Origin of the sequence: Dokdonella sp., assembly GCF_041395345.1 — a bacterium.
Taxonomy (GTDB): domain Bacteria; phylum Pseudomonadota; class Gammaproteobacteria; order Xanthomonadales; family Rhodanobacteraceae; genus Dokdonella.
In genome coordinates this window covers 158576-174628 of record NZ_JAWLAR010000002.1, presented here as the reverse complement: position 1 = coordinate 174628, position 16053 = coordinate 158576, and the positions used below count along the sequence as shown (strand labels likewise).

At 63.1% G+C, this 16053-nt stretch carries 8 protein-coding genes and 1 pseudogene; 7 read left to right on the top strand and 2 right to left on the bottom strand.

What is annotated here, in order from left to right; all coding sequences use genetic code 11:
• Window positions 1–573: 573 nt before the first annotated feature.
• Complete coding sequence (locus tag R3F00_RS02805) at window positions 574–1176, top strand: hypothetical protein (protein WP_371280183.1); 603 nt, start codon at window positions 574–576, stop codon at window positions 1174–1176.
• A gap of 161 nt (window positions 1177–1337) precedes the next feature.
• Here R3F00_RS02805 and kbl read toward each other — a convergent pair whose 3' ends face one another.
• A complete protein-coding gene (kbl, locus tag R3F00_RS02800; RefSeq protein WP_371280182.1) occupies window positions 1338–2525 on the bottom strand; it encodes a glycine C-acetyltransferase in 1188 nt (395 codons plus the stop codon).
• Window positions 2526–2656: 131 nt separating this feature from the next.
• Here kbl and R3F00_RS02795 point away from each other — a divergent pair, with 131 nt between their 5' ends.
• Window positions 2657–3820 (top strand): agmatine deiminase family protein, encoded by a 1164-nt coding sequence (locus R3F00_RS02795; protein WP_371280181.1) that lies wholly within the window; start codon window positions 2657–2659, stop codon window positions 3818–3820.
• 36 nt (window positions 3821–3856) lie between these two features.
• Window positions 3857–4531, top strand: a pseudogene (locus tag R3F00_RS02790) (hypothetical protein); the annotation flags it as partial.
• A gap of 84 nt (window positions 4532–4615) precedes the next feature.
• Here R3F00_RS02790 and R3F00_RS02785 read toward each other — a convergent pair.
• On the bottom strand, window positions 4616–6007 hold the full coding sequence (locus R3F00_RS02785) for a hypothetical protein (protein ID WP_371280180.1): 1392 nt from the start codon (window positions 6005–6007) through the stop codon (window positions 4616–4618).
• 229 nt (window positions 6008–6236) lie between these two features.
• On the opposite strand from R3F00_RS02785, the gene recC reads away from it, so the two are divergent.
• Genes recC through mtnA form a run of 4 tightly spaced genes read left to right on the top strand, consistent with a single transcriptional unit; the run spans window position 6237 to window position 15997 of the window.
• Complete coding sequence (gene recC, locus R3F00_RS02780) at window positions 6237–9542, top strand: exodeoxyribonuclease V subunit gamma (RefSeq protein ID WP_371280179.1); 3306 nt, start codon at window positions 6237–6239, stop codon at window positions 9540–9542.
• Window positions 9539–13159: an exodeoxyribonuclease V subunit beta gene (recB, locus tag R3F00_RS02775; RefSeq protein ID WP_371280178.1), complete on the top strand. Its 3621-nt coding sequence runs from the start codon at window positions 9539–9541 to the stop codon at window positions 13157–13159. Before recC ends, recB begins: the two co-directional genes overlap by 4 nt.
• Complete coding sequence (gene recD / locus R3F00_RS02770) at window positions 13156–14934, top strand: exodeoxyribonuclease V subunit alpha (RefSeq protein WP_371280177.1); 1779 nt, start codon at window positions 13156–13158, stop codon at window positions 14932–14934. Before recB ends, recD begins: the two co-directional genes overlap by 4 nt.
• Before the next feature lie 46 nt (window positions 14935–14980).
• A complete protein-coding gene (gene mtnA / locus R3F00_RS02765) occupies window positions 14981–15997 on the top strand; it encodes an S-methyl-5-thioribose-1-phosphate isomerase (protein WP_371280176.1) in 1017 nt (338 codons plus the stop codon).
• Window positions 15998–16053 lie beyond the last annotated feature (56 nt).

The following is a 16053-nucleotide window of genomic DNA, read 5'->3' as shown; positions in this document are numbered from 1 at the left end:
CTGTGCTTCCTGCGCAGCAAAGCCGAAGCAAAAGCAGGCTCGCGCGAGCACATGGATCCGGATCGCCTTGAGCTTTTCCTTCTCCCGTACAGCGCAAGAAGGTCCCGAAGGGGGATGAGGGCGCTCTTGATTCTGCCTTTGCTCTGGCGCGCAGGACGCGCGCTGATAGGGTCCCGTCGCACGTGGCGAGGCTGCGGAGGAATTGTCCGTAGGATGGCCCACAGGACGTGGGCCAGTTTGCTGCCAGTCCATGGATGGACTGTCAGCAAACCCCGGCGCTGGCTCGCGCACCTGAAGCACAGGGACTGTGCGTAGGGCGCGTGCGTGGGGTGGCCTTCTCTTTGGTTACTCTTCTCTTGGCCACGCAAGAGAAAGTAACTCGCTCGCTGAAGGCGAGTGAAAGCCTTGGGTTGTTGCCACAACACCAGCGCAGTTTGCGCGCAAGACAAAGTAACTCGCCCGCCCGGAGGTGAGTGAAAACCTTGCTTCAATGCCCACGTTGGCAATACAACAACAGATCGTATGCTCGATCAGGCGCCATCAATGAGCGTTTCGCGAATTGTCCTAATCACAATGATCTGGGTGACAGGTTTGTCAGCCTGCACACTGGCCGACGCGCAAACCGACATTTCGGTTGAGCTTGCCGCCCATCCCAGCTCTGGGCTGATTCCAGGTCAGCCGATCGTGTTCACTCTGGCTGTGACCAATCACGGGCCGGTAGCCGTGCCTACCTCTGGGTCCAAGTTTTCGCTTTTCAGTTCAGATTTCTACGATCAGTTCGATGTTGGCTTTCCAGGAACAGCGGACTGTCAGGGATTCGGCGCAATCATCTCGGACGGAAAAACATTCCACTACAATCTTGTATGGTTTCCAACGTCTCTGGATCAGGGCGCGCTGGAAGTTGGTGAAATCCGCAGCTGTCGCTTTACATTGGCGCTTTCAAATCAGGCGCCTCCAGTCTGGCCATTCAGTTTCGGCGCTGCAGAATTCTTCGATGACATCAACCCCGACAACAACGTATCAACCGTAATCTTGCGCCGCGGAGATATCGCGCCTGTCGAGTTGCCTGCGCTGACAATGTCCGCATTCATCCTGCTCACCACAGCACTCGCTTTTACGGCTTGGTTAGCGCTTCGCGGGCGGCGGCGACTTGGGGCATCACTGAATAGGCCGTAGTTGCAGCGCAGGCTGGGCGCTTCTCAACAGCCGAATGGCTAGTCATCCAGCCCTGGCGTTTTTTCTTTGCAATTCAAGGGCAGAACTGGATCCCAGCCTGACCAGCCAATCGGCTGTTGAAGGCCGCTGCGATGATGAGCAGGGACATACTCGGTGTTGCTTTAGATGACCCCCAACTTCTTCCCCACCTTCACAAACGCCTCCACCGCCCGATCAATCTGCGCAATCGAATGCGCCGCGCTCATCTGCGTGCGGATGCGGGCTTGTCCCTGCGGAACGACCGGATAGAAGAAGCCGATGACGTAGATGCCTTCCTCGAGCAGGGCGCTGGCGAACTGCTGGGCGAGTTTGGCGTCGTAGAGCATGACCGGGACAATGGGATGGTTGCCGGGGCGCAGGTCGAAGCCGGCTTCGCTCATGCGCTTGCGGAAGTGTTGCGCGTTGGCCTCGACCTTGTCGCGGAGATCGTTCGATCGCGAGAGGATCTCGAAGACCTTGATGCTGGCCGCAACCAGCGGCGGTGGCAGCGTATTGGAAAACAGATAGGGCCGCGAACGCTGGCGCAGCAGGTCGATGATCTCGCGGCGGCCGGTGGTGAAGCCGCCCGATCCCCCGCCCAGGGCCTTGCCGAGCGTCGAGGTGTAGATGTCGACTTCATCCATGACACCGTGCAATTCGGCCGAGCCTCGGCCGTTGGGGCCGACGAAGCCGGTTGCGTGCGAGTCGTCGACCATGAGCAGGGCGTTGTACTTCTTCTTCAGTGCAACAATCTCATCGAGCTTGGCGATGTAGCCATCCATCGAGAACACGCCGTCGGTAGCGATCAGGCGCGAGCGCTTGTCCTGCGTCTCGGCCAGGTGCTTTTCAAGTTCGGCCATGTCGCTGTTGGCATAACGCCGACGCTCGGCCTTGCACAGGCGGATGCCGTCGATGATGGAAGCGTGATTGAGCGCGTCGGAGATCACGGCATCCTGGTCGGACAGGATGGTTTCAAACAGGCCACCATTGGCATCGAAACAGCTGGTGTAAAGGATGGTGTCCTCGGTACCGAAGAATTCCGAAATGCGCGCTTCCAGTTGCTTGTGCAGATCCTGCGTGCCGCAGATGAAGCGCACGCTGGCCAGACCGAAGCCATGCGTATCCAGGGCGAGCTTGGCTGCTGCGATGACTTCGCTGTTGTCGGCCAGTCCGAGATAGTTGTTGGCGCAGAAATTGAGGACTTCGCGTCCGTCCGTCGTGCGAATGGCCGCCGATTGCGGCGTCGCAATGATGCGCTCGGTCTTGAACAGGCCTTGTTCACGGATCGATTCGAGTTCGCTGGAGAGGCGTTCGCGGGTGCTGGAGTCCATGGTCGGTTCGCTGTTCCGGAAAACCCCGATTGTCCTTCAAACCGTGGCCTGGCGCACACCCGTCGGCGGAAATCGGGCGAAAAGTCCTCTAGAATTGAACGCCATCTGGTCTGCTTCGGGATATACAGCGCATGAAGTTTCTGACACTCGGCGTGCTTGCATTGTTGCTGCCAGCGACGCTACACGCCGAACCCAGGCGAGCTGATCCTGCTGTCCTTGCGGGCATTACCGATGACTATGCGTTTTCGCTGCCACGCGGCCTCGCTCCTGGCGAGATCAATCTGCCGCCCGCGGCAGTGCCCGATCTTCCCTTCGCTCCGCCCACCGGAACCGTCCGCGCCGAGGCGGAATTCGAGGCCAACGAAGGCATCGTCGTGCGCTGGGGTACTTTCAATTCGCTGTTGACGGAGATGACGGTACCGCTGACCACCGCCACGCCACCTTCGACGGTCTATGTCGTGGTCAGCAGCACCAGTCAGCAGAACTCGGCGAGTAGCACCTTGCAGAGCGCCGGCGCCGACATCGCCCATGTGCGTTTCGTCATTGCACCCACCGATTCGGTCTGGATGCGCGATTACGGTCCGCGCTTCATCATCGATTCCGGTCGCCGCGCGATTGTCGATCACACCTACAACCGGCCACGCCCGAATGACAACCTGATCCCGATTGCGTTCGGCAATTATCTGGGCGAACCGGTGTATGCGATGCCGCTGATCCATGGCGGAGGCAATTTTCATCTGTTCGCCGATCGCGATGCCTACATGACCCGGCTGATCGTCAACGAAAATCCGGGCCTGACCGAGCAGCAGATCCAGGACACCTACCTGGACTATCAGGGGCTCGACCTGACCCTGACCGATCCGTTCCCGCAGAGCTTCGACTCGACCCAGCACATCGACATGTGGATGTTGCCCATGGCCAATGGCAAGGTGCTGATCAGCGAATACGACGCAAGTGAATCCGGTGGCATTCCCAAGGCCGTCAGCGACTCCACAGCCCAGCTGATGGCGGGCAGGGGCTACACGGTTTTCCGCACCCCGGGCTGGAGCAGTGGCGGCACGCACTACACCTATGCAAATTCGGTCATCGTCAATGACGTCGTGCTGATCTGTCGTTTCAGTGGTCAGACCGCGCGCAATGCACAGGCCCGCGCGACCTACGAGGCGGCCATGCCCGGATACGATGTCATCGATGTCGATTGCAGTTCGATCATCCAGAGTGCCGGCGCAATCCACTGCATCGTGATGCACGTACCCGATCTGCTTTATCGGAGCGAATTCGATACCCAGAGCTGATGCGGGAATGCCGAAGCACGCGTTGGCTTTGGCGGCATGAGCAAGCGGATGAACCTGCTCGATGCCGCGCCGATTCCCGGTGGCGGCGAGCTGCGCCTGTTCGAGGAGGGCGAACACTACTCGATCAAGATTTCCGGCGGCGGGGACTTGATGTCGACACGCATGCATGGCTCCGAGGATGCGCTGGCACGCATCGCCTGCGAGCGGATCCTGTCTGCGAAGAGTCCCCGCGTGCTGATCGGCGGTCTTGGCATGGGCTTTACTCTGGCCAAGGCGCTTGAGCTGCTACCCGACAGCGCATCGGTGATCGTTGCCGAGCTGGTGCCTGGCGTGGTCACCTGGAATCGCGGGGCATTGGGCCGGCATGCGGGATTTCCGATTCTCGATCCGCGCGTAGAAGTGCGCGAATGCGATGTGGCCGAGTTGATCGGTGCGGGGTCGCAGATCTACGACGCCATCCTGCTCGATGTCGACAACGGACCTGACGGACTGACCCGCGAGGAAAACGACGGTCTGTACGCGTTGCGCGGCCTGGCCACTGCCCATGCCGCACTGCGCTCGGGTGGCGTGCTTGCGGTGTGGTCCGCGCACCCTGACCGGAAGTTCAGCCAGCGACTGCGCGATTGCGGATTCAGCGTGGAGGAGGTGCCGGTTCGCGCACACGGCAACAAGGGGGCGCGGCATCTGATCTGGTTGGCTACTCGGCTTGAGAGTGTCGGCGCTCTATCGAAACCGGGCTCGACCAGCAGAAAACCACGTACTCGAAACCGGCGTTGAATATCGAGGGCCGCGGATTCAGTCCGCTTTCGCCAGACGGTCCGGATAGGGCGCGCTGCGTCCTTCTTCGATCACCAGATTCCAACCGCGCGAGGTCAGTTCACGCTGGCTGCGCATGGTCGACTGGCCCGAAATCAGGATCGTCTTTTCGCGATGCCGAAACTCGGGGCGATCGATGAAAGCCTCCACTTCCGAGGTCCAGGCAAGGTAGTCGACCGGCAGGGGCAGCACGCGCTCGCCGTCCTCCGTGTCGTAGGCCAGACCGGCTCCGACCACAAGCAGGCTGCCGCCATGCGCGCGCCGGCCAAGGCGGGCCGACACCAGCTGCAGCGAATTGACCAGATAGCGCGCTTCCAGTTCCGATTGGGCCGTCATGCCGAGTTCGAGCATGGCATCGCAGCCGTTGGCCGGCTGCAGTGCCGCGAGCTGGTCGACCAGCGCCGTCTGCAGGGTCGGTGTGAAGGTGCCGCGACGCAGAAACTGGCGCATCAGCAGGTTGTCGCGACAATAGCGTTCCAGTCGCTCGGCGTTGAACTCCCGCAGTTGCGGGCCATCCAGTTTCCAGACCAGCTCGTTGAGCTGGCTGCCCTTGTCGAGAACGACTGCGCCGACGCCGCCGACCGAGGCCAGTGCCGCACCCGCTGCGTAGCGTCCACCCGAACCGGCCCAGGCCAGCTGATCGAGACGTTCGCGCAGATACGGGTTGCTGGTGTACGGATCGATGCCGAGGCGCTCGGCCAGTTCGCGCCTGACCTGTGAATACTTGATCTGCCGCTTCAGTTCACGCGCAATCTCGCTGCCGGCATCTCCGACCCAGCCGTAGTCGGTGTCCGCCAGCTGAGTGGCGGCCTCGGCGCGGTCGATATCGCGTGTTTCGGTCATCGGGCCGTCGGCGCGGGGATAGGGATCTCCTGCGTTGCCGAGTTCCTTCGCGGCGTGGTCGGAAAGCGATTGCGCCTGTCGGCCGAGCTTGTCGAATCGTTTGCCGAAGTAGCGGGCGACCCCGCGCGGTATGCCGGCCAGCGTCTTGATGGGATGCATCAGCACCTGACCGATTCCGGCTCCCGTGCGCGTCACTGAATCGCTCGCCGCATCGATGAAGGCTTGCGAATGCGTCATCGCGTCGAGGGTTTCCAGTGCCGGCATTTCCGCGACCCGATCAGCCAGGATCTCCACGCTCTCCGCCCGCACCGGACCCTGCGGCGTATCCAGGGTGAACTGCGCCATGTAGCCACGGATCTCGACATGCGGGTCGAGCGTATAGCCGGGACCCGACATCAGTGCCGGTTGCACGAACGCGGTCGCGCCGAGCACCGGTTCCAGTTCGAATGGTGTCGTCCTCGCCTGCACGCCGGGTGGCGCAAGGTTCAGCAGCAAGCATGCCGCGAGGAATGGGGGAACAGTACGCATCAGGCGTGCAGGGCGGTGGGCATTTCGAAGGCTGACATGGCATTGCGCACGGCAGGCACAGCCGCGCGGTGCCGGCAGTCTATCCCGATCTCGGCGCAGGAGATCGTGTCATGGCAGACTCCCGTTCCGGCATTCATCCGCGGTTTGGCTGGCTCGAATGCGGGTGGTTGCTCGCGACCGCGGGCCGCGCAGCGGTGAAAGTCAGGAATCCGGAGAATCCAGGGAACCCATGCAGGCAGCACATTTCATTCACGGAAACCGGCTCGAACTGCTTGCCGACCGACTGGCGGAGGATCTCCAGGCGCGCGGGCTCGATGATCCGATGCGGGCCCATGTTGTCGTTGTTGCCCACCCTGCGCTGGGGCGCTGGTTGCAGGAACGCATTGCCCGGCGCTGCGGCATTGCCATCAACATCGAACTTCCGCTGCCCTCCACATTCGCCTGGGATGTATTGCGGGCCTGCGATGCAGGCCTGTCGGGTGATTCGGCCTTTTCGCGTACGGCCCTGACCTGGCGTATCTACGCCAGGCTTCCGGAACTGGCGACCCGACCGGGCTTTGAGCCGGTGCGCAATTATCTGGGTGACGGTTCCGATGCGCGGACACGTCATGACCTGGCGGTGGCACTGGCGCGCGTTTTCGATGAATACATGGTTGCGCGACCGGAATGGACGCTGGCCTGGAAACGCGGCGTCAGCGTGCTGAAGGACAGCGATGAAGCCTGGCAGGCGGAACTCTGGCGCGAGCTGGTCGGAACCACGGACGAACCCGATCGCGCCAGTCTCATGCATGACGTGCTCGCGAAACTGACCACGATGCAGACGCTGCCGCCGAACATCCCCGCTCACGTCAGCGTGTTCGGCGCCTCTTTTCTACCACCCTTGCTGCTCGGATTCTTCCTCGCCCTGGCCGGCAAGATCAGGCTCGATTTCTACCAGCCCAACCCTTGCCTGGATTACTGGGGCGACGTCGTGTCGGAGCGCGAAATTGCACGTCGCCGCCGACTCTGGCGCCAGCATGGAAGGCGCGAAGTCGAAGACTACTTCGAAGTCGGGCATCCCCTGCTTGCTTCCTGGGGAACCCTGGGTCGCGAGTACCTCAAGGCCATCCATGCGCCGGACATGGTGATCCACGATGACGACGCATTCGTCATGCCGGAGGCGGACCATTTGCTGGCATGGTTGCAGCGCGGTCTGCTCCTGCTCGATCCTGCGCACGCATCACCTCCCAATGGGGACAACGATGTTTCCCTGCAGATTCATGGATGTCCGAGTCGGCGACGGGAAGTCGAGGTGTTGCGTGACCGGCTCCTGCGTCTGATCGAGGAATTGCCGGATCTCAAGCCGCACGAGATCGTGGTCATGTCGCCGCGCCTCGAGGAGTATGTCGCCTATATCGACGCGGTATTCGGCGATTCCTCCGACACTCTCTCGCTTCCCTACAGCGTTGCCGACGCCCCGCTCAGACGCAGCCATCCGCTGCTGGATACGTTCGCTCGCGTGCTGGACCTGGGCAACAGCCGGTTTGGCGTGGGCGAAATCCTCGGCCTGCTGAGCGAAGCCGCGATCATGCGGCGTTTCGAACTGGACGAAAATTCCCTGGACTGGGTGCGTACCTGGATTCGGGAAAGTGGCATACGCTGGGGGTTGGACGCCTCGTTCCGCGAAGAAGTTGGCGCGGCGGCCCTGAATGCCAATACCTGGCGCTTCGGTCTCGATCGTCTGCTGCTGGGCTATGCGCAAGGCGATGAAGCGCTTGTGCACGATGGCGTCGTGCCGGCAGCGAATGTGGAAGGCAGCGCGGCCCAGGCTCTCGGCCAGCTTGCGCGCTTCATCGACACACTCGATCGATGCAGGCGCGAGATGGCCCAGGCGCGCAGCGCGGAAGCATGGAAGCGCTGGCTGAATGACACGGTTGATGTTCTGTTCGAGTCGGAAAGCGAAGACAGCGCCGAGCAGGCTGCATTCAAGCGTCTGCGCGAAGTGATTGCCGAATTCGCCAATCAGGCACAGCCCTGGTTGCATGACGAGGCACTCGATTTCGACATCGTGCACTCTGTCATCGGTGATGCGCTTGAGGAGACGCGAGGATCTCGAGGAGGCCGGTTTGGGGTGAGCTTCTGCGGCATGGTGCCGATGCGCAACGTGCCCTATCGGGTGGTTTGCGTGCTCGGGCTGAACGCTGGCGAATTTCCGCGCCGACAACCCGCCGAAGGTTTTCATCTCATGCGTCGCCATCCGCACGCCGGCGATCGCAGCGTACGCGAGGACGATCGATTCCTGTTCCTCGAAAGTGTGGGTGCCGCGCGTGACGCGCTCTGCCTGAGCTATGTCGATCGTGACGAGCGCGCCGGTACGATCAGTCCGCCCTCGCCACTGGTCGAGGAGCTGCTCGGATTCCTGCGCGAGCAGTACCTGCCGGATCGCTGGAACGAAATCGAAGCGGCGCTTGTGCATCATCATCCGTTGCACGCCTTCGCGGCTGCTTGTTACGGCGAGGACTCTCCCTCGAGCAGCTATGACACGCGATGGCTGGTGTCAGCGCAGGCGGCGGCCGGCGACTGGCAGCAGGCACGGTCGTTCGTCGGCGCGCGTTCGACGGCATTTGACGCTATGAGCGATGTTCATCGTCTTGAGTCGGAATCCGGTCTGGTCACTGACGCCCCGAACCACGTCGAACTCGAGACCCTGCTGGGCTGGCTCAGACACCCGGCGCGCACCTATTTCCAGCAGACGCTGCAATTGAGACCACCGCAACATGAGGGGTTCGAGGATGTCGAACCCTTCAGGCCCGATGCATTGACCCGTTACGCCCTGGTCGAGAGATTGCTCGACCCTTCGACATTGCGACCCGACATCGAGCGGGCGCGCGGTGAAGGCATCTTCCCGCTCGGCCCGGTGGGTGATGCAGCCTGGGAGGATTTCACGGCACGTGCAGATGCGCTCGAAAGGGCAAGCCTGCGTCTGAACGGCGTGCTTCATCTTTCGGGCAGTGAACCGGTTCGCAGCATGCGCGCGGGGGCCGAGGACACCGTCCTGACAGGCGCACCCCGGCTCGTGTTCGACGGCAGGGAAAGAATCCTTCTTCTGCGTCGTCCCGGCCGCATTCGTGGTCTGGATCTGGCCCGGCTTGCGCTGGAACGCGCGTTGCTCGCCGCCAACGGCGAGTCCCTGCCGGCCTACGCCATCGGCTGGGAAAAGGATGTTGCAGCAGTACTTCGACTGGAGCCCCTGGCTGACGTCCGGACCTGGCTGGCAGATCTGCTCCGGATTCATCGCGAAGGCATGCGGCGGCCTCTACCGCTGTTTCGTCATAGTGCCGAAGCCTATGCATCGACGTTGGCTCACGGGGCCAGGAAACTTCCGGGGGATGCGGCGCGCGAAGCCTGGGAAGAAGCGCCGTATCCGGAACGCGACGACCCCTACGATGCGCTGGTCGCACGCAATCACGACGATCCACTGGGCGAAGAGTTCAGGCGCCTGAGCGAAACCCTGTTCCTGCCACTGTACCTGGCCACCACGGTGGTGAAGCCATGATGCGCGAACTGGATGTCGCCAGCGTACCGTTGGCCGGACAGCATCTGGTCGAGGCCAGTGCCGGTACCGGCAAGACCCACAACATCACCTTGCTGTATCTGCGCCTGCTGCTCGAATCCGGATTGCGTGCAAGAGAGATCGCCGTCGTTACCTTCACCGATGCGGCTACGCGCGAGCTGCGATCGCGATTGCGAATGCGGCTTGTCGAGGCGATGGAGCGGTTGCAGGAGGAGCAGGCGTCACCGGAGGATGATCTTGATCGAATCCTGAGCGGCCATCGCGGGGACAGCGTATCGAAAGAGCGGGCCTTGACCGTCTTGTCTGAAGCGATTGTCGAGTTCGACGAAGCACAGGTTTCGACCCTGCACGGGTTGTGCGCAAGACAGTTGTCCGATCTGGCCTTCGAAACCGGGAAGCCGTTTGTCGAGCTGGAAGCGGGCAGCCGGGGTGATGCGACCCTCGAGCTCGTTCGCGACTTCTGGCGGCGACACATCGTCGCCGAGCCGGACATTGCATTCGAGGCGATCCTGCGGCGCTGGCCGGATCCCGACAGCCTGGCGAGATTCTTCGCTCAGTCGCAGGCGCTGTCGCTGTCAGCGGATTGCATCGACCCGGTTGATCCGGAAGGGTTGATCGTCGATGCGCAGCTACGTCTTGAAACGGCACTCGATGCGTGGCGGAAGTTGCTTGAGGCGGGACAGGTTGCGGCAGCCGTGGAAGCCATCGACGAGCTGCTCGAGGGCAAGCTGCTCTCGGTGGACAAGAGCAAGGGCGCCCACCACGCCGCGGCCATGGACTCGCTGCGGTCTGCATTGAATGCAGATGACGCTGCAACAAGTCCGGACACGGACGCACTGCGACCGTTGGCACGTTCGGCCATCGACAAGGGGCGCGCAAAGAAGCTCAGGGACAGGAACTGGCAGCTCGAAGGCGCGTTGCAGCAGGTCGCCGATTGTGTCGAAGCGATACGCGTCGCGCGGGCCGAACGCGATGCGGCGATGCTGGCGCGCTTTCTTCAGGCGGCGCTGGCCTTTGTCCGTGCCGGCCTGGACGCGCGGCAGTCTCGCCTGCGCCTGCTCGGTTTCGACGACCTGATCGGCAATCTGCACAAACACCTCCACGGCGACAACGGTCCTGCGATAGCTGCCAGAATCGCCGAACGCCTGCCGGCCATCCTGGTCGACGAGTTCCAGGATACCGACGCCTTGCAGTACGGTATCCTGCGGCGCATCCACGCCGCGCGCAGCGACAGTGTCCTGTTCCTGATCGGCGATCCGAAGCAGGCGATCTACCGGTTTCGTGGCGGTGACATCTTCACCTATCGCAAGGCTTGCGAAGACACCGACGGCGAGCACACGACCCTGCTCGCCAACTGGCGTTCCGACGCGCGGCTGATTGCGGCAACCAATGCCGTGTTTGGCGGCGTTGACGATGCCTTCCTGTATCCGTTCATCGGCTTCCAGCCGGCGCACTTCCCCGAGCACCGCAAGCCATCGGCGCAGGAGTACACCGGCTCTGCTCCGATGACGATCTGGCGCTTGCCGAACTGCACAAACGACAAGGGCGAGGCAAAGCCCTGCAAGGTCGGAGATGTCAGTCAGCGCGTGCTTGCTGAAGTGGCCAGCACGATCAAGACGATACTGAGGGACGTCCCCGGTTCGACCGGGGATGCCCCGACCATAGCGGTGCTCGTCAATACCAATCGTCAGGCCGAACAGGCGGCGCACGAGTTGGCCAGGTGGAACGTGGCCTGCGACTACCTCAGTGCGGTCAGCGTTTTCGCCAGCGACGAAGCCGTTCAACTGGAATGTCTGATCGCTGCCATCAGCGCACCCGGCGATGCAGCCACCGTACGGGCGGCGCTGGCCACCGAGCTGCTCGGCGAGGATCTCGATTCGCTGCTGGCGGCGCACGCTGATCTGGATCGATGGGAGCGACAACTGGCGCGGATTGCGAACCTGCGCATCCGCTGGCAGGAAGCCGGACCTTATGCGGTGATCGCGCATTGCGTGCAGGAGGCCGGCGCGCGGCTTCTGCCGCACTGGAACGGTCGCCGTGTCGTCACCAACCTGCTGCATCTGGCCGAGTTGCTGCAGAAGGAGTCTTCGCGTCGCGCGTCGCCGGATGAATTGCTGCGCTGGCTCGCCGAACGCCGCGACGAAGCGGCAGCCAGGCGCGGCCAGGGGCATGCGGAACTGGTGCGCGCTGCGGATGACGGCGGCAGCGTGCAGGTGCTGACCATTCACCGCAGCAAGGGCCTGCAGTACGACTGCGTCTTCGCTCCCTTTCTTTTCTCCACCCGCTGGCAGTCGCTTTCCGATGCAACCGTGCCGGACCAGGCGGTGAGCTGGCATGACCAGACCGAGGCTCGCATCGATCTCGGCGGGCCGGAGTGGCTCGAGCATGCGTTGCTCAATCGCGAGGAGCAATTTGCCGAAAGCCTGCGCCTGGCCTATGTAGCGATCACGCGCGCGCGGCACCGCGTCTGGATCGCGTGGGCGTATGCGAATACCGGCAAGCCCGGGGACAACAGCCTGACCAGTCCGCTGAGCTGGCTCTGGTTTCGCGACCGCGACATGATCGACCCTGCTGAGCTTGGCAGTCTGGATCCGGATTCCCTTGCGGAAAAGCTGGATGCATTGGCCGCACGTTCGGATGCGAGCATTGCGATTGTTGCCCTGGACAACGACTCGCCTGTCATCGACGACAAGCCGATAAGGCATTCATCATCGATCTTGCAGGCGAAGCCGTTTGCAGGCCAGATCGATCGGCGCTTCACGACCTGGAGCTATAGCCGCCTGTTTGGCGGCAACCTGCATGCGCCCGTGGCCGATCATGACGAGACGGCTACGGCAGTGCCTGTGCTGACGACTGTTGCCGCCGACGATCCGGTACCGCAATGGCCGCGCGGCGCCCAGTTTGGCGATTGCGTGCACGCGGTCTTCGAGCAGATCCCGCTCGCCGATCTGGCTCGGCGAATTCCGCCCGAGCGGCTGGCCACGATTTGCGAGGATCACGGATTTCTCGAAAGTGAGCACGCCGTCGTCGCCGGCATGACGCGGGCCGCGGTATCCACGGAATTGCTGCCCGGTAGCGGGCTGAGCCTGTCCATGCTGGCGGACAACGAAGCGCGACCCGAACTTGAGTTCCTGTTTCCGCTGGAAGGGGCCAGTCTGGATCGCTTCGAAGCCTGCTTGCGCATGGATAGCCGCTATGCCCGACCCGAGGGCGATCTTCGCGCGCGACGCAGCTACGTGGCTGGCCTGATGACCGGGTTCATCGATCTGATCCTGCGTTGGCAAGGCCGCTACTACGTGCTCGACTACAAGACCAATCTGCTCGGTCCGGATCGCAGCGACTACGCACCCGAGCGTCTGCCTGCCGCAATCCGGGCACACGACTACGACCTGCAGTACCTGATCTATCTGGTGGCCCTGCAGCGATTCCTGCGTTCACGTCTCGGTGAGGCCTACGATTACGAAACGCATGTCGGCGGTGCGCTGTACTTGTTCGTGCGCGGCATGCGCGAGGGCGACCGCACCGGAATTCATCATGATCGGCCGCCTTCCCGTTTGATCGATGCGCTGGATGCGTGGTGCAACGGAGATGAACCATGAGCGCGTTTGAGCGAATGCAGGAAGGCGGATTCAGCGCGCTGGATCTCGCCCTCGCCGAGTCATTCGAGTCGATCTGGCCGGACAGCGATGCTTCGGCGCTGCAGCTCGCTGCGCTGGCCAGCTGGGCAGTCGGCCAGGGGCACAGTTGTTTCAGCACGGCGTTGCTGGCCGATTGGCCATCCGGCGATGCAGGAGAACGGTTTGCCGCCATCCGAGCGGATGCGTGGCCGGTGGCGCCCTTCATCGGTGATCCCGCGAGCGGTCTGCCGATTGTCGTCGATGGCCCGCATGCGTGGCTGCGCCGCTACTGGACCTACGAACGCGAAATCGAAGTGTCGTTGCAACAGCGATCCATGCCGTACGCAACGCTGCCCGATGCGGAGGCAGTGCGCGTGACGCTGGATCGCCTGCTGCCCCCTACCGATCCGGGCGAGACGGACTGGCAACGCATCGCCGCGGTGAACGCGTTGCGCGCGCCGTTGACGGTGATCTGTGGCGGGCCGGGCACCGGCAAGACCTACACGGCGCTGCGCGTGCTTGCCTTGATCCAGTCCTTCTCGGAGCTGCCCTTGCGCATGGGTCTTGCAGCGCCGACCGGCAAGGCGGCGCAGCGTCTCGGCGAATCGGTGCGGCAGGGCCTCGAAGCGCTGCCATTGTCGGACGCGGAAAAAGCAGCGCTGCCCGATGCGACCATGACCGTGCATCGACTGCTCGGCATGCGCCCGCAATCTGTCAGCCCGCGTTTCGATGCCTCACGACCTCTCGATCTCGACGTGCTCGTTGTCGATGAATGCTCGATGCTGGACCTGCCGTTGATGGCAAAACTCCTGCGTGCCCTGAAGCCGGGATGTCGTCTGATTCTCCTGGGCGATCCTGACCAGCTGCCGGCGGTGGAGAATGGCGCGGTGCTGGCCACCGTTGCGGCATGCAATCCGGACAATCGGTTCAGCGCCGCATTGGCGCCGTGGATGGGCGCAGCCAGCTCGGCGGAAATCATGCAACGGACCGCCGCGAACACTATTGGCGAACGTGTCGTTCGACTGGAGCGGCCGCGACGCTTTGGCGGCGACTCCGGCATCGCGCGCCTGGTCCGGGCCATTCGGGCCGGCGATGCAGCGGGTGTGTTCGAGGCCTTGTCGGACAGTGTCGATATTCTCTGGAATCAGCAGCCCTTGCGTTTCGACAGTCCGGAAGTGCGAGTCGCCGTGCGCGAGGCATGGCAGCCGCTGCAGAAGGCCGAGACACCCGAGGCTGCGCTGCAGGCCCTCGACCGCTATCGCATCCTCAGCGCCATGCGTGAAGGTCCGCATGGCGTGACGGGACTCAATCAGGCGGTTGCCCAAGTGCTGCATGGAGCGCAGGCCAACAATCCCCATTTGCCCGGCAGGCCCATCCTCGTCACCAGCAACCAGCCGGCGCTGGGACTCTACAACGGTGATGTGGGTGTCCTCTTGAGTGAACGCCCGGATGCGCCCCTGCGCGCCTGGTTCAGCCGTCGCGACGGCGGCGTGCTGGCTTTGCTGCCTGCGCAATTGCCCGCGCACCAAAGTGCCTGGGCGATGACCGTGCACAAGGCGCAGGGATCGGAATTCGACCGCGTTGAACTGGTTCTGCCGTCCGAACCCCACCCGCTGCTGAGCCGCGAATGGCTGTACACCGCTGCCAGTCGTGCACGCAAGCAACTGATCATGCATGCCAGTCGCGAGGTCATCAGTGCCGCGTTGGGTCAGCGCACGCGGCGCATCAACGGGCTGAATTTTGTCGATCCAGCCTGATGGCGGTCCTGTTCGTGTCCTGCCCATGTTCCGGTATCCTTTCGACATGAACTCGAACCAACAACACGATTCCATCCGCGCCGTGCTCTGGCGCGGTGACCGGTTACGGCTACTGGATCAGCGCAAGCTGCCCTTCGTCGAGGACTATGTCGATTGCATGAATGCCGCCGACGTGGCCCAGGCCATCCGCGATCTCGTCGTGCGGGGCGCGCCGGCGATCGGTATTTCTGCGGCCTGGGGCGTGGTGCTGGCGGCACAGCGGGGTCGCGAGGAAGCGGATGCCGCGTTGCCGCTGCTGCGTGCCGCCCGGCCGACTGCGGTCAACCTGATGTGGGCGCTGGATCGCATGGGGCGACGCATCGCCGAAGGCGCCGACGTGCAGGGGCTCGAGCGCGAGGCGCAGCAGATCCAGGACGAGGATCTGGCGGCCAACCGGCACATGGGCGAGCTGGGTGCCGCCTTGCTCGGCGAGAACACGGGCGTGATGACCCATTGCAATACCGGTTCGCTGGCGACGGCGGGCTACGGCACGGCGCTGGGCGTGATCCGCGCAGGATGCAGCAAGGGCAAGATCGTACGCGTGTTTGCCGGCGAGACCCGGCCATGGTTGCAGGGAGCGCGTCTGACCATGTGGGAGCTGATGCGTGACGGGATTCCGGCGACCCTGGTGTCCGATTCGGCGGCAGCTCATCTGATGAAGTCCGGAGCGCTGCAGTGGGTCATCGTCGGTGCGGACCGGATCGCCGCGAATGGCGACGTGGCCAACAAGATCGGTACCTATCAGCTTGCCATTGTCGCGCGTCACCATGGCGTGAAATTCATGGTTGTCGCGCCCGGCTCGACTGTCGACATGTCGACGGCCAGTGGCGCCGACATCGAGATCGAGATGCGCGATCCGGAGGAATTGCTGTCGCACTCGGGTCAGCGCACGGTGGTTGATTCCGCGCTCGCCTGGAATCCCGTGTTCGACGTGACCCCCGCCTCGCTGATCGATGCCATCGTCACCGAACGGGGGGTGATCGAGAAACCCGATGCCAAACGCATGCAAGCCCTGTTCGCCTGAGGTCGACGCCAGAGATCGTGCGCGCCGCACCCTGCAGGCAAGGGGGGCGGGAGTGG